Source organism: Tenacibaculum sp. TB-56, from assembly GCF_059716275.2.
On sequence record NZ_CM201367.1, the window covers coordinates 2,363,315 to 2,384,100 of the forward strand.

Below are 20,786 nucleotides of genomic sequence, written 5' to 3' on the forward strand. Positions count from 1 at the left end.
TTTTTTTGTTTATTATTCATTTTTATTAACATAATATTAAGATTATTAAGGTGTGGGAGAGAGAATCAAAAAAAGTATCTTTGTTATCGAGTGAGAACAACTGCTATAATATTATCTATTGTAATGCTTTTTCAAAGTTTAAATATTACGTGTACTAATATTTTAAACTTAGATAAGTTAATTGAGCATGCACAGTTTCATAAAGAAACCTATAGTGATAATTTTATTACTTTCTTATCTAAACACTACGGAGAGTTAAAAGTAGCTCATTCAGAGAAACATCAAGAGGAAAAAGAAGAACATGAGAAACTTCCGTTTCAATTTGAGTATCACGTAGTAGATTTCCATAAAGTTACATTTGAAGACATAGAGGTTCCTTTACCCTCAATATTGGCTTTTGTAGAAAGAAAGCAACTTTTTCATTATCAAAATTTTTATAACTCACCAGACGCATTAGGGGTGTTTCAACCGCCTAGGTATATGTAATTCACATACAGTTAGTAATTAAAATTATCGATTTACTTCATAAATAATCGGTATAAAACATCTAATTATTTAAATGATGAATTATGTTATCAAAAATTATAGAATTAACTATAAAGAATAAATTTATAGTCCTACTATTTACAAGTTTTATTGTAGGCTTCGGAATTTATTCGTTATCACAACTCCCAATCGGGGCTGTACCTGATGTGACCAATAACCAGGTACAAGTAATCACTACATCACGAAATCTTTCAACACAAGATATCGAACAATTTATAACTTATCCTGTAGAACTTGAAATGGCAAATCTACCAGGGGTAAAAGAAATCAGATCCATTTCTAAATTTGGTTTATCGGTGGTAACCATCGTTTTTGAAGAATCGATGGGAACTTATTTGCCAAGGCAGTTAATAGCCGAAAAAATAAAAGCCGCTTCAGAAAAAATACCTGAAGGCTTTGGAAGTCCAGAAATGGGGCCTATTACTACTGGGTTGGGAGAAATATACCAATACATACTAGATGTAAAACCAGAGTTTAAAGATCGCTATAGCACCACAGATTTACGAACCATTCAAGATTGGATAGTTAAAAGACAATTGTCAGGTATACCTGGAGTTGTTGAGGTTAATACTTGGGGAGGTCATTTAAAGCAGTATGAAGTAGCCATTAATACTCAAAAACTAAATGCGATGAATATTTCAGCAAAAGAAGTATTTACAGCTTTAGAAAATAATAATAGTGTTGCAGGAGGTGGATATATAGAAAAAGTAAATCAATCTTATTTTATACGCGGAGAAGGATTGGCTAAAAACCTTGAAGACATAAAAAATATTGTTGTAACCAATAAAGAGGGAATGCCTATTTATGTTAAAGATGTTGCAACAGTAGGTTACGGTAGTGCTACACGATTTGGAGCTATAACAGCAAATGGAGAAGGAGAGAAGGTTTTAGGGCAAGTAATGATGTTAAAAGATGCGAGCTCAAAAGATGTAATTGAAGCAGTAAAAGAAAGAGTAGCAAGTATTGAAAAATCTCTACCTGAAGGAGTATTTATAAACGCCTTTTTAGAACGAAGTGAACTTATAGGAAAAACCACGTTTACAATTACCGAAAACTTAGTAATAGGATGCTTAATTGTAATTTTTGTAGTAGTTCTTTTATTAGGAAATATTCGCTCTGGATTAGTAGTCGCTTCTGTAATTCCTTTATGTCTCTTGTTTGCCTTATCATTAATGTACATTTTTGGTATCGATGCAAACTTAATGAGCTTAGGAGCGATAGATTTCGGAATTATAATAGATGGAGCTGTAATTATTGTTGAATACATTACTTTTAAAATCACCCAGCAAAAAGGCACTTTCGTTACATTAAATAAGAAAGAACAACAACAAGTTAAAGACTCCGTAAGTTATGAAGGAGCTTCAAAAATGATGAGTTCTGCGGTATTTGGGCAATTAATAATATTAATTGTTTTCATTCCTATTTTATCTTTAAGTGGTGTTGAAGGAAAAATGTTTAAACCTATGGCTTTGGTATTCAGTTTTGCACTTGTAGGAGCTATTTTACTGTGTTTAACCTATGTTCCTGTAATGGCTTCTATATTTTTAAAACCATCAAACATTACAGATAAAAATGTTTCAGTAAGACTTATTAAAAAACTGAACGAGTGGTATGCACCAGTAATCAATTGGGCATTGCGTCGTAAAAAGTTAGTATTAGGAATTGCATCATCTATGTTAGTTCTTACAGTTTTTATTTATAGCAAAATGGGAGGAGAGTTTGTTCCTACATTAGATGAAGGAGACTTTGTAATTCAACCCGTTTTAAAAACAGGAACAACATTAAGTAATACGATTGAGACCACTACTAAAATTGAAAAAATACTAAAGGATAACTTCCCTGAGGTGAAACAAGTAGTATCACGTATTGGAGCAGCAGAAGTGCCAACAGATCCTATGAGTATGGAGGAAAGTGACGTCATGATTACGTTACGACCTAAAGGAGAGTGGACATCAGCTGAGAGCAAAGATGAGTTGGCAGATAAATTTAAAGAAGCACTAGCGGTAATTCCAGGAATGGAAGTAGAGTTTACACAGCCAATCGAAATGCGTTTCAATGAGTTAATTACGGGTGTAAGAGCCGATATAGCAATCAAGATTTTTGGCGAAGATTTGTCGGTTTTAGCTCAAAAAGGAAGTGAAATTAAAAGACTAGTAGAAAATGTAGAAGGAGCTTCTGATATTATCGTTGAAAAAATTGAAGGTTTACCTCAAATGAATGTTGCTTACGACAGAGCTAAAATTGCAAGATACGGTCTTAACATAAAAGAAGTTAATGAAATGGTGTCTATGGCGTTTGCCGGAAAAGAAGCAGGAAATGTTTTTGAAGGAGAAAAACGTTTCGACCTAGTTGTGAGATTAGACAAGACCAATCGCACTGATATTAGCAACTTAAAAGAGTTGTATATAGATTTACCTAATGGAGGAAAAGTTCCGTTAGATGAGCTAGCAACTATAACGTATCAAAAAGGAGCTGCAAAAATATCAAGGGATGATACCAAACGTAGATTAGTAGTAGGAATTAACGTTCGTAACAGAGATTTACAATCTGTTGTAGATGATGTTCAACAATTGATAAATACAAATGTAAAGCTTCCTACGGGATATACAATTACATATGGTGGACAGTTCGAGAACTTACAGAGTGCTTCAAAACGTTTAATGATAGCAGTTCCTATAGCGTTAATCTTAATATTTATCATGCTGTATTTTGCTTTTAAATCAGTAAAAGAAGCGTTGATTATTTACTCAGCAATACCATTTGCAGCTATTGGAGGAGTGTTATTATTGTGGATGCGCGATTTACCGTTTAGTATATCAGCAGGAGTTGGCTTTATTGCTCTTTTTGGAATAGCAGTACTCAACGGAATTGTATTAATTGAACATTTTAAAGAGTTAAAACATAAAGGGTTTTCTACTATTGAAGAACTGGTGAAACAAGGAGCAGCAGACCGTTTAAGAGCTGTACTACTAACGGCATCGGCAGCCGCATTAGGGTTCTTACCTATGGCAATATCAACCAATGCTGGGGCTGAGGTACAACGTCCTTTAGCAACAGTAGTAATTGGTGGATTGATAACTTCTACTATTTTAACATTGGTAGTGTTACCTGTGTTGTACACAATTTTTGATAATCCGAAGAAATTAAAAATCAATAAAAAAGTAGCGAGTTTAGGTGTTGTACTTCTTATGGGATTGTCTACTGTTCAAGCACAAGAAACTCCTCAAAATTTACAGAACTTATTAGATTTAGCTGTTGAGAATAACAAAGGCTTGCAAGCGCAACAATTAAAAGTAGAAAAAGCCAAAGCAGCTATAACCTCGGCTTATACTTTTGATAAAACAGAGGTTTATTATAATCGAGATGAAAATAATACAGTAGAAGATCATCCTTTAGATATTTTCGGTATTCAACAAACCTTTGCATTTCCAACAGTTTACGGAGCGAATAAGAGAGTGCAAAAGTCAGCTTATAACATAGAAAGTAATCAATATGAAACAGCTAAAAAGAAATTGATGAAATCGGTTGTAACCGCTTATTACAGGTATCAATACACGAAAGCACAAGAGAATATTTATAAGAGTTTAGATAGTTTGTATAATAAGTTCTCTTATGCTGCAAAACGACGTTTTGAGTTGGGAGAAACTAATTATTTAGAAAAGATAACAGCAAAAGCAAAACAGAAACAAGTAAAGAATGATTATCGAAATACTGTAGTTGCTTCTCGCATAGCGTATCAAAAAATAAAAGCGTTAGTTCAGGTAGAAGATAGTTTAGTAATTGAAGAAGCAGCTACTATTAAACCAATACAAGTTCAAGATGTTAATTTAAGTGAAATTACAGAAGTTCAAGGTTATTATGAAAGAGAGCAATTAGCAAAAAGACAGTTGTCTCAACAAAAACAACAGTTGTTACCAGATTTGTCTTTAGAAGTATTTAAAGGAAGTAATCAATATGTAACTCAAGACTTTTACGGATACCAAGTAGGAATAAAAATTCCATTGTTGTTTAGTGGAGAGTCTTCTAAGATAAAGCAATCAAAAATAGCGAAAGAGATTGCTGAGTATGAAACTTCAAACTATCAAAAACAGTTAGAAACTTACTATACAAATCTTAAAAATAAGCTACAAGAGCAAACAGTGTCTTTAGCTTATTATCAAGAAGAAGGAATGCCCTTAGCAGATGAAATTCTGAAAACAGCCAATATGAGTTTTAAACACGGTGAGATTGACTTTTTTCAATATATCCAAAGTGTTGAAAATGCTTTTCAACTAAAATTAGCTTATGTAACGAGTATAGAGTCGTACAACAATATTGTGATAGATATTAACTACTTAACGTATTAAAAAAATAAAGATGAAATATATAATTTATAGTATCCTATTTATAACTGTAATAGGATGTAAATCAAAAGAAGCTGAGAGTACTACTGAAGAATCAACAGTAGTTACTGACGATAGAGTTTTTATAACAAATGAACAATGGGAAAAAAACAGTATGAAATTAGTTACTGTTGAAAAACAAGATTTTCCAACTACAATTAAAGTGGTAGGAAAAATAGATGTACCTCCTACAAATAAAGTTGTGGTAACCGCTAAAATGGGGGGATTTATTAAAAGTATTCCATTATTAGTTGGAGATAAAGTCAAAAAAGGGCAACGTTTGGTAACAATAGAAAACCAAGAGTTTGTGGCAATGCAACAAAAGTATTTGGAAACAAAACAAGAAATAGCTTTTTTAAAATCTGAATTTGAAAGACAAAAAGCATTATTCGATGAAAAAATAACTTCGGAAAGAAATTATTTAAAGGCTAAGAGAGATTTTGAAGTAGCACAAACTACATTAGTAAGCTTAGAGAAACAGCTACAAATGATTAATATATCGGCAAGTAAACTAAATAGTAGTTCAATAACTTCTGTTACGGGTATTTATGCACCTATTTCAGGAAATATTACCAAAATCAAAGCGGTTTCAGGTTCGTATATTTCTCCTGCTGATGAGATTTTAGAAATTATAGACAACAAGCATTTACATTTAGAGCTTTCAGTTTTTGAAAAAGATGCTTTAAAGTTAAAAGTAGGTCAAGAAATTAGTTTTAGGGTTCCAGAATTATCATCAGAAGTTTATAAAGCGAAAGTTCATTTAATAGGAAAAAGCATCAATGAAAATAGAACGGTAGATGTACATGCACATATTGAGGAGGAACAAAAAAGAAATTTTTTATCAGGAATGTTTGCAGAAGCGGTAATACAAACGAACAGTAGTAAAGTTAATTCATTGCCCGAAACCTCGGTAGCTGAGGTAGAAGGAGAAATGTATGGGTTAGTTTTAGATGAAAACTCAAAAGATGGTTATTTCTTTAAAAAGCAAAAGGTAGTAATCGGAAATACTTTTGAGAATAATGTAGAATTGAAAACCTCAGAAATTAAAAAAGAAGCAAAATTTTTAGAAAAAGGTGTGTTTAATTTGTTAACAGAGTAACTAAATATGAAGTAAATTAAAACTTTTATAATTTTTTTATAATAAAAAAGCAAAGAAATGTATGGAAATATATATTTCTTTGCTTTTTGTTTAAAGAAGAAAAATGATTCAGACTAAGAAAAAGAAAATAGTTTTGATTTTGACTTTTATAGGAGTCATTTTCTATTATTTCTGTCTGCCTAAAAAATTATTTGACAATCCAACATCAACAGTAGTTACCTCAAAAAACAACGAATTATTAGGAGCTGTTATTGCTGATGATGGTCAATGGCGATTTCCAGAATTAGATTCTGTTCCAACAAAGTTTGAACATTGTATTTTACAGTTTGAAGACGCTTATTTCTATAAACATTTCGGATTCAATCCTATTTCTATAGGGAAAGCAATGGTAGAAAATATCAAAGCAAAAAGAGTTGTACGAGGCGGAAGTACGTTAACGCAGCAAGTAATCCGTTTATCAAGAAAAAATAAAGAACGTTCCTATTTTGAAAAATTTCAAGAGTTAATATTAGCCACTCGATTAGAATTTCGTCACTCAAAAAAAGAAATTCTAAACCTCTATGCATCTCATGCTCCTTATGGAGGTAATGTTGTTGGGTTAGAAATGGCTTCGTGGCGTTATTTTGGTTTAAAACCACATCAATTGTCATGGGCGGAAACAGCAACTTTAGCTGTATTACCAAATGCTCCGTCGTTGATTTATCCGGGGAAAAATCAACAAAAATTAAAAATCAAGAGAAACAGGCTATTACAAAAACTGCATGAAGAAGGTATAATTGATCAAATTACGTATGATTTAGCTATTGAAGAAGAGTTACCACAAAAACCATATCCGTTACCTACAGTCGCACCACATTTTGTACAAGAAGTAACGAAACAGTATAGAGGAAAACGCGTAAAAAGCTCTGTTGATATCCATTTGCAAAGACAAGTAAATAATTTAGTAAAGCAACATTATTTCCGTCAAAAACAAAATGAAGTTTATAACATGGCGGTATTAGTTTTGGATGTTGAAACTAGAAAAGTATTGTCTTATGTAGGGAATTCACCAACTGATAAAGCGCATCAGAAAGATGTAGATAATATTGTAGCCCCAAGAAGTACAGGAAGTGTTTTAAAGCCGTTTTTGTATGCTCAAATGTTACAATCAGGTGATTTATTACCTACGCAGTTAGTTGCAGATGTACCAACTGAAATAGCAGGGTATTCTCCAAAAAACTTCAATTTAACTTTTGATGGAGCAGTACCCGCAAATGAAGCATTAACACGTTCGTTAAATATTCCTTCGGTGCGTATGTTACAACGTTATGGATTGGAAAAGTTTAGAGAAGATATTAAAGCGTATCATATCAATGATATTGATAGATCAGCAGATTATTATGGACTTTCATTGATTTTAGGTGGAGCAGAAGCAAGTTTGTGGGATTTATGTAAAACTTTTGCAGGATATGCAGGTATTGTAAATGACTATGAAGAATTAAAGCATAAGTATTATCAAAAGGAATTTATAGAACCTAGTTTTTTATTTGATGAAGCTCCAGATTTTGGAAAGGTTCAAAAAGACTATACAACTTTAGATGCTGGATCCACATTTTTAACACTAAACACTTTGTTAGAAGTAAATAGACCTTATACAGATCAAGCTTGGAAATATTACGATTCATCTCAAAAAATAGCGTGGAAAACAGGAACCAGTTTTGGTAATAAAGATGCTTGGTCTATTGGTGTAACGCCTAAATATGTTGTAGGTGTATGGATAGGAAATTCTGATGGAGAAGGGCGCCCAGATCTTACAGGAGTAGGAAGCGCTGCTCCGTTAATGTTTGACGTTTTTGATGTGCTACCAAAATCAAATTGGTTTTTAGAACCTTATGAAGATTTGATAGAAGCCGCTATTTGTGAGATAAGTGGCTTTTTAGCTAAGCCTATTTGTCCGTCCATTACAAAAAGAGTTCAAAAAAGTGCGATGAAAGCGGAATCATGTCCGTACCATCAACAAATAATGGTTGATAAGCTTGAAAAATTCAGAGTAAATTCGAACTGTGAATCCATTTCAAACATGAAATCCCAATCTTGGTTTGTTTTACCTCCGTTAATGGCTCATTATTACCAACAAAACAATGCTGACTATAGACCATTACCCAATTATAGATCTGATTGTAATCGATTAGAAAGTAATTTAATGGGCTTCGTTTTTCCTTCAAAAAGTATAACAAAAGTTTCGTTAACAAAAGGAGAAGATAATCAGTTAAATCCTATTGTTTTAAAGTTAACACACAGTAATTCAGAAGCTAAAGTTTACTGGTATTTAAACGAACAATTTATAGGGATTACACAGCAATATCACGAACAAGCAATTTTACCCAAAGAAGGGACTCATATTATTACCGTAATTGATGATTTTGGTAATGAGTTGAAGAAGGTTTTAGAGGTAAAAAAATAAGTAAATGTAAAAGCAGTTTAATTAAAAACTGTATTTTTAGTTTTTTAAAAATAAACTATGTTAGAACTAGCGGGGATAATTATATTAGGAATTTTAGCTCAATGGGTAGCGTGGAGATTTAAAATTCCAGCAATTTTACCTTTAATTTTAATTGGACTACTTGTAGGACCAATCGCAGCAGAATTTTTTAATGAAGATGGAAGTAAATGGATAGAACCTGTTTGGAATGGAGAAAAAGGATTGTTTCCTGGAGACGGTCTCTATTATTTTGTTTCGTTATCAATTAGTATCATTCTTTTTGAAGGAGGTTTAACCTTACGAAGAGGAGAAATTAAAAATATAGGCCCCGTAATTACCAAATTAATAACCTTAGGTGCTGCAGTTACTTTTTTTGGTGCTGCCATTATTGCTCATTATGTATTTGGTTTAGGCTGGGAATTATCTTTTTTATTTTCAGGATTGATTATAGTAACAGGACCAACCGTTATAACACCGATTTTAAGAAATATTCCGCTGAAAAAAGATGTTTCAGCAGTTTTAAAGTGGGAAGGTATTTTAATTGACCCTATCGGAGCTTTAGTAGCGGTACTTGTTTTTGAATTTATTAGTGTTGGAGGAGATGCAGGTTTTACTGGAACAGCTTTATTAGAATTCTTAAAAATCATTTTATTCGGAACTACTTTTGGGTTCACCTTTGCGCATGCTTTAATTTTCGTTATTAATAAAAAGTGGGTGCCACATTACTTATTAAATGTAGTGTCATTATCTACTGTTTTATTAGTATTTGTAGAATCTGAATTATTTGCCCATGAATCAGGATTATTAGCAGTTGTGGTTATGGGAATGGTATTAGGAAATAGTAAGTTGAAGAATTTAAAAGAGATTTTATACTTTAAAGAATCACTTAGTGTATTACTAATTTCAATACTGTTTATCTTATTGTCAGCCAACATCGATTATAAAGAATTAATGCTTTTATACGATTGGAAAACATTATTATTATTTGCATTAATTGTTTTTGTCATACGTCCTTTAGGAGTGTTTTTAAGTACGTCGAAGTCTAACTTAAAAACCAATGAAAAACTATTTATTAGTTGGGTAGGACCAAGAGGTATTGTTGCAGCAGGTATTGCTTCTTTATTCGGAAGTAAACTATTAAAACAAGGAGTTGAAGGAGCAGAATACATTACGCCGTTAGTATTTATGATTGTGTTAGGAACCGTATTGTTAAACGCAACCACAGCACGATTGTTTGCAAAAATAGTAGGTGTGTTTTTAGAACGATCTAACGCTATTATGATTGTAGGAGCCTCTGATGTAGCGAGATTGATAGCCAAATACTTAAAGGATAACAAACGTAGAGTGGTTTTAATCGATTCTAACTCAGAAAATGTAGAAAAAGCTAAAGCAGAAGGATTAGAATCAATCGAAGTAAGTATTTATGATGATGAGTTAACAGATAATATTGAATTAAATGATGTTGGATATTTAATTGCAATGACAGGAAGTGACTCAATAAACAAATTTGTAATCTCTAATTTTGCCTCAATTTTTGGTGAGCAAGGTGCTTATCGTTTAGCTACATCACAAGAAGTAATTACCAAAGATTACGATGATGAAGATCATTTGTTTACAATTGAAGATGATTATATTAATATAATGGAAGCTGTAAGAGAGTTTCCAGAAATTCATGAAACTCCAGTAAACTCAGTTCAAGAGTACAAAACTAAAATAGAGAAAATACACGACGAAATTAAGTCTATTCCAATTTTAGTTAAGAATAAAAATACCAATGAAATTTTATTAATTTCTGAGTTTGAGCACGATGTAAAGAAAATTGAAGGTTGGATAGTTGTTTATTTAGGAAAAAACCTAAACATCTAAACCAAAAGTACTTTTCAACTTTTCAAGTAACGGATTTTTTTCTTTGAGTTTGTCATACTTCTCTTGAGGAGTATAGGCAAACTTTTTTTCTATCGTTTCGTTAACCTTTACATTTATTTGTATTCCGTAATTATTAAGTTTTTCACGTAAGAATCGTAATAATTTTGGCTTTCCTTTTTCCAACTGCGATTTCATTAAATCACTAGGTACAGAAAAGACGATGGTAAAATCTTCTTGTAATTGAGGTTCGTCAGAGGCTATAATTGCAGCCATACTCTGTTCTCCTATACGTTGCAATTGAAAATAGTACTTTTTCCAAGCATCTTTCAATTCATCTAAAGAAAAAGGAGTTTTAGGATGATTATCATAGTTTTCTTCTTCGTCTAAATTTACTTTAACATCTTTCTTTTGATGCAAGCTTTTTAAAGATAAAGCTGAAGTACGACGCTTAATATTTTTTAAAGTTGGTTTAGGAACCTCACTGGTAGCAACAATTGGTTTTTCTTGAACCTTTTGCGGAGTATTAACAGCGGTAGCAACAGGTTTTACTTCAGTTTTTTTAACTGAAGGAGACAAAGAGGTAAAAAAAGTAGCAGGAATTATGTAGTTGCTAGATTTTTTTTTTGCTCCATCAAAAGTGATAGAGGCAATTTGCATTAAAGTAAGTTCTACCAATAAGCGTTGGTTTTTACTTCCTCGATATTTTAAATCACAATCATTTGCCTTATCTATCGCAGGCATTAAAAACTGCATGCTTGCTTTGGTAGCTTGTTCTAAGTATCGTTTTTTAGTATTGTCTCCAACTTCCAATAAAGCAATAGTTGCTTGGTCTTTGGCTACTAACAAATCTCTAAAGTGAGAAGCTAAACCATTAATAAAGTGATGTCCTTCAAAACCTTTGCTTAATACGTCATTAAAAGCCATTAAGACTTCTGGAATTTTATTTTCAAGGAGTAAATCGGTAATGTTAAAATACACATCGTAGTCTAACACATTAAGGTTTTGCGTAACCGCTTCGCGTGTTAAGTTATTGCCAGAAAAACTTACGACACGATCAAAGATAGAAAGTGCATCACGCATGGCTCCGTCAGCTTTTTGAGCAATTACATGCAAAGCATCATCTTCTGCAGTAATGTTTTCTTTAGCGCAAATCGTTTTTAAATACTCTTTGGCATCTAAAACACCAATACGCTTAAAATCGAAAATTTGACAGCGAGATAAAATCGTTGGTATAATTTTATGTTTTTCGGTAGTTGCTAAAATAAAAATAGCATGAGCTGGTGGTTCTTCTAATGTCTTTAAAAAAGCATTAAAAGCAGCTTGTGAAAGCATGTGAACCTCGTCAATAATATATACTTTATATTTACCAGTTTGAGGTGGGATTCGAACTTGATCGGTCAGGTTACGAATGTCATCAACCGAGTTGTTTGAAGCAGCATCTAATTCAAAAATATTAAAAGCAAAATCTTCATCAGCATTGGTAGCATCTTCTTGGTTAATTCGCTTAGCTAAAATACGAGCGCACGAAGTTTTACCAACCCCACGAGGTCCTGTAAACAATAAAGCTTGAGCCAAATGGTTGTTTTGTATTGCATTTTCTAACGTATTGGTGATAGCTTGTTGCCCTACCACATCCGCAAAATTTTGAGGACGATATTTACGTGCTGATACTATAAAATGCTCCATTAAAACTTAATCTTTATCTGAACAAAAATAGAAAACGCAACGGCAACACGCAAACAAATTTCTTAAGGAAATATTAAAGTTGTAAACAATTGTAAAAAAGATAATTTTAATACGACAAAGACGTTATAAATGATAAACTTATGAAGATAGCTAAGCTAGCAACAATACTGATAGGTCTTTTCTTATTGACTGTTTTATGGAGTTTTTCTTCGGAAAAAGAAAATCGAAAGACTTCTGATATAAAACAAATGTCGAAAAAAACGAAAGTAGCGTATTTTGCCAGTGGCTGTTTTTGGTGTGTAGAGGCAGTTTTTGAAAGTGTAAGAGGAGTAGAAGAAGCAGTATCTGGTTATGCTGGAGGACATACAAAAAATCCTACGTATAAAACTATTGGAACAGGCAAAACAGGACATGCAGAATCGGTAGCGGTATATTATAATCCGAAGGAAGTAAGTTTTCAAACATTGGTAACGGTATTTTTCGGTTCGCATGATCCAACAACGAAAAACGGACAACATCCAGACTATGGTTCGCAATACAGATCGATCGCGTTTTATCAAACACCACAAGAAAAAGAAATTATAGAAAATACGATAAGAAAACTAAACAAAGAAGTATATAAAGGGAAGATAGTTACTGAAGTTACAAAGCTAGAAAAGTTTTATCCAGCAGAAGAATATCATCAAAACTATGAACGATTGCATCCGGAGAATCCGTATGTACAACGAGTTTCAATTCCTCGATTGAATCGCTTTAAAAAGAAGTTCCCTGAATTGCTAAAGAAAAGAAAAGACGGATAACTTTATTAAGTTAAAGTTTGTTTATATAAAAAGCTCCCCAGTAATAGTATTACCGGGGAGTTATTTTTTTGGTTAAATAGTGAAATTTATTCCTAAAACAATATTTCTACCTGGATTAAAAATAGTATCTGGTTTTAATCTTGATAAGTGATTGATATACTTCTTATCAAATAAATTATTAACAGTTAACGATGTAGTAAAGGTATATTTACTAATCATTATGTCGCCACCTACACCTAAATTAACTAAGTTATAAGCAGGAGTTGCTGTTTCAAACTCACTAATATTATCCTGTTTAAAGTAGGAATGTAAGCTTACAGATGCATATCCGTTTGGCAACCATCTTTCGTTAGAAAATTCAGTTCTAAGCGTATTTTTTAAAGTATTAGCAGGAATTAACGGTAAATAGTTACCATTATCTTGCTTTCCAATAACCATTTCAAAACTACTTTCTAAATGTAACCAATCTAAAGGGTGAGGATGCAAATGAAAACCAAATTCACCACCGTATAATTTAGCATTTTCTTGTAAATAGGTGTAAACAGGAGCTCCGTCTTCAACTTCTCCAGTAGGAGATAAATAAATATAATCGCTTAAGGTATTGTAAAATCCGTTTGCGAATAATTCAAAGTGTTCTGAATTGTAATCTAAAGATAAGTCAAACTGTAAATTTTTCTCATTTACTAGGTTGTTATTTCCTACTTCGAAACGGTTGGTACCGTGATGCACTCCATTAGAAGTTAATTCAGCAAGGTTTGGAGCTCTAAATCCACTAGCAAGATTAAAACGAGAAGTTATGCTATTAAAAAGCAAAGTTTTTGCTCCAAAAGAAGCAGTAAAACTATTGTAAGATTTATCTATAGCTTCAAAAACATGAATTTCATCTTCATGAGCTACTTCGTGTCGTTCTGTAGTAATTCCTCTATTATCGTAACGAATACCGGCTTGTAAAGAAGTATTATCATTCCACTCAAAGTTAGCAGTAGTAAATACTCCAAAATCGTTCACAGTAGCATTCGGAATTAACAATTCTTCACCAAAGTTAGTATTGGTTTGATGCAAACCTTGTGCACCTACTAAAACTTCAAATTTCCCGAATTTTGGAAGGTGATATTTCGTATTATAACTAAAAGTTTTTAGCTTCATATCTAAGGCAGCCTCACCTTCTTCATGCTCTTCGTGCTCTTCTTCAGTTTCACCTTCTGCATGATCGTGATGCTCTTCAAACTCTTGACGGTTATTAATCGTGTACCCTAAATCGATGTCTAATTTTGAGTTCTTAAAGAAAACATGATTGTGTAAGCTGATAATATGATTATCGATATCTTGATAAGGAGTTTCTAAATGCGTTTCTTTGGTTTGCTCACCAATTCCTTCAGTTAATCCTAATTTAGAATTGTTGAAGTTGTAACGCAATTCAGAAGAAAAGTTTTTCTCGTGGAAACCAATACCTAATTTTAAATCTTTTTCTTTAAAACGAGTATTCGTAACTCTATAATCAGGTGTTTTATAATCTGCGTGTTGTGCATAAGTTCCTCTAGCTAAAAATTGCCAATTTTTTAAAGAAGATTTAAAACCAAGAGAAGTATTTGTACCTAAGGTGTTGCTAAAATAACGTTGACTAACATTCAGTTTTGTAGTGTTTTCAGGAACAAATTTTTCAGGTTGAATGTATAAAACGCCACCCAAAGCATCAGAACCGTATAAAAGAGATGCAGGCCCTTTAATAACTTCAACACCGGCAACACCAGCATCGTTAATTCCTAATCCATGCTCACCACCAAATTGTTGGTTTTCTAAACGGATTCCTTGTGTGTACACCAATACTCTGTTTCCGCTTAAACCTCTAATAACAGGTTTTCCGATAGATGCTCCTGTAGAAATTTGAGAAACTCCGGCAATATTGGTAATTCCTTCAGAAAGTGTTGTCGCTCCGGTTTTTTGAATTGCTCTTGCCGAAAGGCGTTCAACTTTCATTACGTTTTCAGACTGTAATTTGTTGAAAGGAGTAGAGATGATAACTTCATCAATCTTAAAAACTGATTCTTCTAATTGTACATCAAAAGAAATATTTTCACTGTTAAAATGAAATTCTTTTGAGATAGTTTTAAATCCTAAAAAAGAAAAGTTGAAAGTTACTTTTCCGTTAGGAATGTTTTGTAGGTTATAAGTACCATCTTCATTGGTAATGGTTCCCTTATGTAATTGGTCAGAGTATATTTCAACTCCTAAAAGTGGTTGGTTATTAGTGTCTGTAATTTTTCCTGATAGGCTGTTTTGTGCATATACAGCAGATATTCCTACAAGAAATAGGAAATTAATAATTGTCTTCATTAAAAATGAATTTTACTGTTTTAACGATAATTTTGTTGGTTGCTTATTGCAAACGTTTAAGATACAGTAAAATAAGGTGGTGCTCTTGAAGATTTTTTATCAGCAAATACAAATGAGATTAACTGCGGTTGTGTGTTGTAATCTAACTTGTAAAAATGTTGTGGAATTACCGTATAGTTTTCAACGGTTTGGTATGTAAATGAGTTAAATTGAAAATGAGCCAGAGAACAATCAAACTCTTGAGCGTGATAGTGTTGTTCATCAGTAGAAGTACATACAATGTGCTCGTGATTTTCAAATAAGTGAACTGTTGCTATTACGGTAGGTAATAACAACATGAATATACTGAGTACAGCAATATGTTTTTTCAATTTAATCACTAGCGGCAAAAATAGAAAAAATAAAAAAACCGATAGCTTTCTTACTACCGGTTTTTGTTTTATATAGTCTTAATGTTTTCTTAACCTTTTTTAGAATTGCCTCGCATTTTCATGTTTAGCATTTCTACAAGTAGCGAAAAAGTAATAGCAAAATATAAATATCCTTTAGGAATTGCCCCGACTGATTGCCCGAAAACAACTGTGTGTGATAAATGGGCGCTTTCAGTAACTAGCATAAATCCAATTAAAATTAAAAAGGATAAAGCTAACATTTGAATTGTAGGATGTTTGTTAACAAAGTTACTAATAGGAGTAGCAAACATTAACATGATTAATATTGAAACAATAACAGCGATAATCATTATGATTAAAGCTCCTTGTATACCGTTTGTCATACCTACAGCTGTTAACACAGAATCAAAAGAGAAAACAATATCAATTAATACTATTTGAGTTACAACATTTAGTAAAGTAGCTCTCTTTTTAGGATTGTTAGACGTATGTGTTTCATCTCGTCCTTCAACTTTATGGTGAATTTCACTAGTACTTTTGTATAGTAAAAATATACCTCCAGCAAATAAAATTAAACTTTGACCTGTAACGCCTGCTTGCAACCAAGATAAATCAATATTCCAAATAGGATCTTTCATACTAATTAAATAAGAAACTCCTAGTAAAAGAAGAATTCTAAAAATCATGGCTAATAGAAGACCTATTCGAGTAGCTTTTTTTTGCTGATTTTCTGGTAACTTGTTAGATGCAATAGAAATAAAGATAATATTATCAATACCCAATACAACTTCTAAAAAAGTTAAGGTTAATAAGGCAACCCAGGTATCAGCTTGCAAGAAAATTTCCATAGTTATTTTACTTTATATACCGTACCGTCTTGTTTAAAGTTAGAATACCCAACTCTTGCAGTAAAACTATACGAACTATCAGTTACTTTAGTAATTTGAACAAATATAGGATCTTTATCTAAATCTGTTTTCGGACTTTTCATTCGCAAAGTGTATGCAAAATTATTTTTCCATTTGATGTAGAGTGTATCTATATGTTTTATCTCCTTTTCGGTAACCGAACTGTCTGTAGAAATACTTACTTTTTTAGTGTATTCTTCAATTTGTAAACTATCTTTTCTTACAATAGTTGTTTTTCCGTAGTTATCACCAGCAGGAATTTCAAACGTTCCGTGAACAAAACGTGTTGGATCTCCTTTTTTTTCAGGAGTACACGAAATGACTAAAAATAAAACTAAAAAAGTAAGTAAATATCTCATTATATACCAGTGTAATTAGATGGTGTAATTTGTTTTAATTCGTTTTTAATCGCCTCTGAAACTTCTAAAGTATCAATAAAATTAGCGATAGAATCTTTATTGATTTTTTCGTTGGTACGGGTTAATCCTTTTAACGCTTCGTATGGATTAGGGTACGCTTCACGACGTAAAATTGTTTGAATAGCCTCAGCAACTACTGCCCAGTTATTCTCTAAATCTTCAGCAAATTTAGCTTCGTTTAATAATAACTTGTTCAATCCTTTTAACGTAGAAGCAAAACCAATTAACGTATGCCCAAAAGGAACTCCAACGTTACGTAATACCGTACTATCCGTTAAATCACGTTGTAATCTTGAAACTGGTAACTTAGAAGATAAATGCTCGAAAATAGCATTGGCAATACCTAAATTTCCTTCAGAGTTTTCAAAATCGATAGGATTTACTTTATGTGGCATTGCAGATGAACCTACTTCACCTTTTTTAATTTTTTGTTTGAAATAGTCGTTAGAAACATAGGTTCCAAACATCACGATCTAAATCAATTAAAATCGTGTTTACACGCTTTAATCCGTCGTATAAAGCCGCCATGTGGTCGTAGTGCTCAATCTGCGTAGTAGGGAAGGAGTGGTGTAAACCTAATACTTCTTCAACGAAATGAGTCCCGAAGTTTTTCCAGTCGATATCTGGGTACGCTACTTTGTGTGCATTGTAATTACCTGTAGCTCCACCAAACTTAGCAGCATGTGGTGTATGTTGAATGTGAATAACCTGATTGTTAATACGCTCTACAAACACAAAAAACTCTTTTCCTAAACGAGTAGGAGAGGCTGGTTGCCCGTGAGTTCTTGCTAACATTGGTACGTTTTCCCATTCTTCAGATAAATCAGCTAATTTGCAAACTAAAGTATCTAAGGTTGGGTAATACACTTCTTCCATCGCATCTTTAATAGATAATGGAATAGCGGTATTGTTAATATCTTGAGATGTTAATCCGAAATGGATAAACTCCTTATATTTCTGTAAGTTTAATGCGTCAAACTTTTCTTTGATAAAGTACTCAACAGCTTTTACATCGTGATTGGTAACGCTTTCAATTTCTTTAATTTTTAAAGCATCTTCAGCAGAAAAATCCTCATAAATTTTACGTAAATCAGCATATAAATCTTTGTTGAAATCTGCTAATTGAGGTAATGGAATTTCGCATAAAGCAATGAAATATTCAATTTCTACTTTTACGCGGTATTTTATTAAAGCTTCTTCTGAAAAATAGTTCGCTAAGCTTGCTACTTTGTTACGGTATCTACCATCAATAGGAGAGATGGCGTTTAATTCTGTTAAGTTCATGTTTTGTTGTTGTGTTGAAAGGCACAAAAATAGAAAATACTTCCCTTTTTTTAGAGATAAACCGAAGGAATTTTAGTACTAACAAAAAGCAATAATATTTAGGCACAAAGAAGTATGCCGTAATATCAGCGAGCTTCGTCGGTCTTTCCTTACAGATACGTGAAAATAATAAAGCGTAGAGAGAATTTTATAAACGAATTGTAGTTAACGTTTAATATAAGAATAGTAAGGGATTAAAAAGCACTAACTTTCAGTTTAGCACTTAGCTCTTATTATTTTTTTACATCTTAAGTTAGCAATTGGCTTTTTTCATTCAGTTTTTCAGTCAGCGTTGGCAAAGACATACTCTTTTGCAATTTTTGGTTGCAGCGTAGCGTAGGCTTGTGCGAATTGCAAATGTGTATGGCTTTAACGTTTGGCTCTTTTCTCAATTAGTTTAATTATTTCCTTAAATTCTTTTTTGTTCGATTCGTTTAAACCGTCCATAAATTTTTCAATCCGTTCTTTGGTTTCAAAGTCTAAGTTTAGTCTATTAAACAGGTCAACATCCTTTTCAATACTACCTGTAAATAAATCCGCTTTCTTTTCTTCCTCAATGCTTAAAAGCTTTGCAAATCTGCAAAACTGACCAATTTCAAATTCAACATCTAGTATTAAATTGTACTTTCCTTTGGTTAAAGTCTTCTGCCTGTCAATGGATTTTATTTTGCCTTCTCCTAGTGTTCTTAGAAATACACTTTGGTTTATCTCAAATATGTCTTTATCAATTTCTGCAATGGGAGAAAAATCACTTTTCTCCTTTTTAGTTTTAAAGTGTGCTCGACTTTCAGATATTTCGAGTAATCGGGTTGACATTGCATCTAAGTAGGCAATATCCTGAACAGATTTCCATTTAGATGGTATTATTGATTGTCCGTGCAAAGCTCCGATTAATCCGCCTGTAAATGCTGCAATGCTGTCAGTGTCAGTTCCAATTGAATTAACAGCCTGTTCGATTCCTTTTAATGGCTCGTTTGAGTATTTGCAAGTCAAATAGATACCTGCAATTACCGTTGATGTTCCTGAACCTTTTGTCTCATTTTTATAACACCCAAGTTTGGTTAAAGCGTCAAAATCAGATGTATTATTCATTAAAAGCTTATAAGTGACTCTAAGGTACTCTTGGGTTTCTTCAATTATTTCATTGAATAAATCTCTAAATGGCTTTAATGTTCCTTTATTCCATTCTGATTCCCAGCTTGAAAACTTTTGACTAGATAAAAAGTCAATTGAGAACTTTTGTCTCATATCCTTACCCAATTCGGTCAAGAATGATGTGGAATTGAAATTTTCTGAATTAAATCTCAAAATCGTATCAATAGAATAGCCATACAGCATTGCCCCTAAAATAGCACGTGGATGTCCGTGAGTTATGATGCTATTGCCAAATATTTCTTCTTTGATTTTATCAGGCTCTCCAAAATTTGCTAAGGCTATTGGCAAAATTCTCATAGCTGCACCATTTGCGCCACTCTCACGATAGTCAATTGTCGTTTTTCCTGCTTTGAAAGTAAAAAAGTTCTTATTCCATTTAGCAGATTTTCTTTCGATTTTGCGTGCAGCATTCTTTATTGTTCTACCTGCTCCTCTTGAATAGAGTAACCATTCTGGTAGTTCCTCTTTGGCAAAATACTGTTGGTCAACAAGGCCGTCTGATTTAATAGACCGAGCAACTGAAAGTAGTAACTGTGTGTCATCTGAATAAGACCCTGCTTTTAATTTGTCCACATATCCGTGAAACCTGCCACCAACATTCTTTTCCCAATCGTGAAACGTATTTATGTAGTCTGTACCAAACTTTTTGCGAAGTGTATCTTTTGACTTCTCAAATTCAGTCATCCAACCTAAAGCGTCACCAATAGCAGCTAATTTTAAACTTCCTTTGTATTTTGTTTCTGCTTTCATTTCGAACGATTTGGTGAAAAGATTTCTTTATCAACTACAAAATTGCTAGTGTCAAACTCAAAAAGTGATGCTTTGGCTTCTGCAAGTTCTGTATCTGACTCAAAGCACACTTGGATTATATTGTCTAATGGAATGAAATCTTTAACAAGTACTTCAGCTTGCACGTTAGTTGGATATTTTGAATGTATATTATTGTTTCTTGTGCCATAAGGAATAGGTATGTTTGTGGCAAACATCATTTTGAATTTATTCAAGTCGGTTGATATTCCAACTGTATTTGCTGCATTAGATGCTGCATTTGTAACAGAGAATTTGGTATTTAACTCATAAATTAAATCAGCTTTAATTTTAAGAACACACCATTTTATCAAATAATCATCTTTTGTTTTCTCTCTGAATTTTGAAAATAAAAATGTATTTGGACCTGAAATGGAAAGATTAATATAACTGTCATCATCAAATCTCAAACTATCTGGGAATTTAACATAGTCAATTATATCAATCTGTTCTGTATCGGCTGATTTTATTGCTCTTCGACTAATTAATTTTTGGTGTTCATATATTCCATATAAATTGATTGTCGGTGTAAAGTGAACCAAGTACTCGATGCCACGTTCCGCAATTTCATTTTTAAAGTCTATATGGTCAGGTTTAACACTCATATC

The 20,786-nt window shown here is 32.6% G+C and carries 13 protein-coding genes and 1 pseudogene; 6 read left to right on the forward strand and 8 right to left on the reverse strand.

What is annotated here, in order from left to right; genetic code table 11:
- Positions 1 to 90 precede the first annotated feature (90 nt).
- From AC3VI6_RS11345 to AC3VI6_RS11365, 5 genes are all read left to right on the forward strand, one after another.
- Positions 91 to 486 carry a hypothetical protein gene (locus tag AC3VI6_RS11345; RefSeq protein WP_520436250.1) on the forward strand — a complete coding sequence of 132 codons (396 nt, stop codon included), beginning with the start codon at positions 91 to 93 and terminating at the stop codon, positions 484 to 486.
- Between the two features lie 83 nt (positions 487 to 569).
- A complete protein-coding gene (locus AC3VI6_RS11350; RefSeq protein WP_497706260.1) occupies positions 570 to 4,892 on the forward strand; it encodes a CusA/CzcA family heavy metal efflux RND transporter in 4,323 nt (1,440 codons plus the stop codon).
- A 10-nt stretch (positions 4,893 to 4,902) separates the two neighbouring features.
- Complete coding sequence (locus AC3VI6_RS11355) at positions 4,903 to 6,027, forward strand: efflux RND transporter periplasmic adaptor subunit (RefSeq protein ID WP_497706261.1); 1,125 nt, start codon at positions 4,903 to 4,905, stop codon at positions 6,025 to 6,027.
- A 139-nt stretch (positions 6,028 to 6,166) separates the two neighbouring features.
- Positions 6,167 to 8,470, forward strand: a complete 2,304-nt coding sequence (pbpC, locus tag AC3VI6_RS11360; protein WP_520436252.1) for a penicillin-binding protein 1C — start codon at positions 6,167 to 6,169, stop codon at positions 8,468 to 8,470.
- 57 nt (positions 8,471 to 8,527) lie between these two features.
- Positions 8,528 to 10,354, forward strand: a complete 1,827-nt coding sequence (locus AC3VI6_RS11365; RefSeq protein WP_497706263.1) for a cation:proton antiporter — start codon at positions 8,528 to 8,530, stop codon at positions 10,352 to 10,354.
- Here AC3VI6_RS11365 and dnaX read toward each other — a convergent pair.
- Positions 10,343 to 12,040 (reverse strand): DNA polymerase III subunit gamma/tau, encoded by a 1,698-nt coding sequence (dnaX, locus tag AC3VI6_RS11370; RefSeq protein ID WP_497706264.1) that lies wholly within the window; start codon positions 12,038 to 12,040, stop codon positions 10,343 to 10,345. The genes AC3VI6_RS11365 and dnaX overlap by 12 nt on opposite strands.
- Positions 12,041 to 12,180: 140 nt before the next feature.
- Between dnaX and msrA the strand changes: the two genes are divergently transcribed.
- Positions 12,181 to 12,840 (forward strand): peptide-methionine (S)-S-oxide reductase MsrA, encoded by a 660-nt coding sequence (gene msrA, locus AC3VI6_RS11375; RefSeq protein WP_435254723.1) that lies wholly within the window; start codon positions 12,181 to 12,183, stop codon positions 12,838 to 12,840.
- Positions 12,841 to 12,912: 72 nt separating this feature from the next.
- Here the strand turns inward: msrA and AC3VI6_RS11380 are convergent, their stop codons facing one another.
- The 7 genes and pseudogenes from AC3VI6_RS11380 to AC3VI6_RS11410 all read right to left on the reverse strand — a co-directional run bounded on the left by AC3VI6_RS11380 (position 12,913) and on the right by AC3VI6_RS11410 (position 20,783).
- A complete protein-coding gene (locus AC3VI6_RS11380) occupies positions 12,913 to 15,174 on the reverse strand; it encodes a TonB-dependent receptor (protein ID WP_497706265.1) in 2,262 nt (753 codons plus the stop codon).
- Positions 15,175 to 15,230: 56 nt separating this feature from the next.
- Positions 15,231 to 15,545: a hypothetical protein gene (locus tag AC3VI6_RS11385; RefSeq protein ID WP_497706266.1), complete on the reverse strand. Its 315-nt coding sequence runs from the start codon at positions 15,543 to 15,545 to the stop codon at positions 15,231 to 15,233.
- 89 nt (positions 15,546 to 15,634) lie between these two features.
- Positions 15,635 to 16,414, reverse strand: a complete 780-nt coding sequence (locus AC3VI6_RS11390; RefSeq protein WP_497706267.1) for a TerC family protein — start codon at positions 16,412 to 16,414, stop codon at positions 15,635 to 15,637.
- Positions 16,415 to 16,416: 2 nt separating this feature from the next.
- Positions 16,417 to 16,833 (reverse strand): hypothetical protein, encoded by a 417-nt coding sequence (locus tag AC3VI6_RS11395; RefSeq protein WP_497706268.1) that lies wholly within the window; start codon positions 16,831 to 16,833, stop codon positions 16,417 to 16,419.
- Positions 16,833 to 18,177, reverse strand: a pseudogene (purB, locus tag AC3VI6_RS11400) (adenylosuccinate lyase). Before purB ends, AC3VI6_RS11395 begins: the two are co-directional and overlap by 1 nt.
- Before the next feature lie 408 nt (positions 18,178 to 18,585).
- Positions 18,586 to 20,121: an ADP-ribosylglycohydrolase family protein gene (locus AC3VI6_RS11405; protein ID WP_497706269.1), complete on the reverse strand. Its 1,536-nt coding sequence runs from the start codon at positions 20,119 to 20,121 to the stop codon at positions 18,586 to 18,588.
- Positions 20,118 to 20,783: a DarT ssDNA thymidine ADP-ribosyltransferase family protein gene (locus tag AC3VI6_RS11410; protein ID WP_497706270.1), complete on the reverse strand. Its 666-nt coding sequence runs from the start codon at positions 20,781 to 20,783 to the stop codon at positions 20,118 to 20,120. The genes AC3VI6_RS11405 and AC3VI6_RS11410 overlap by 4 nt, the downstream gene beginning before the upstream one ends.
- Positions 20,784 to 20,786 lie beyond the last annotated feature (3 nt).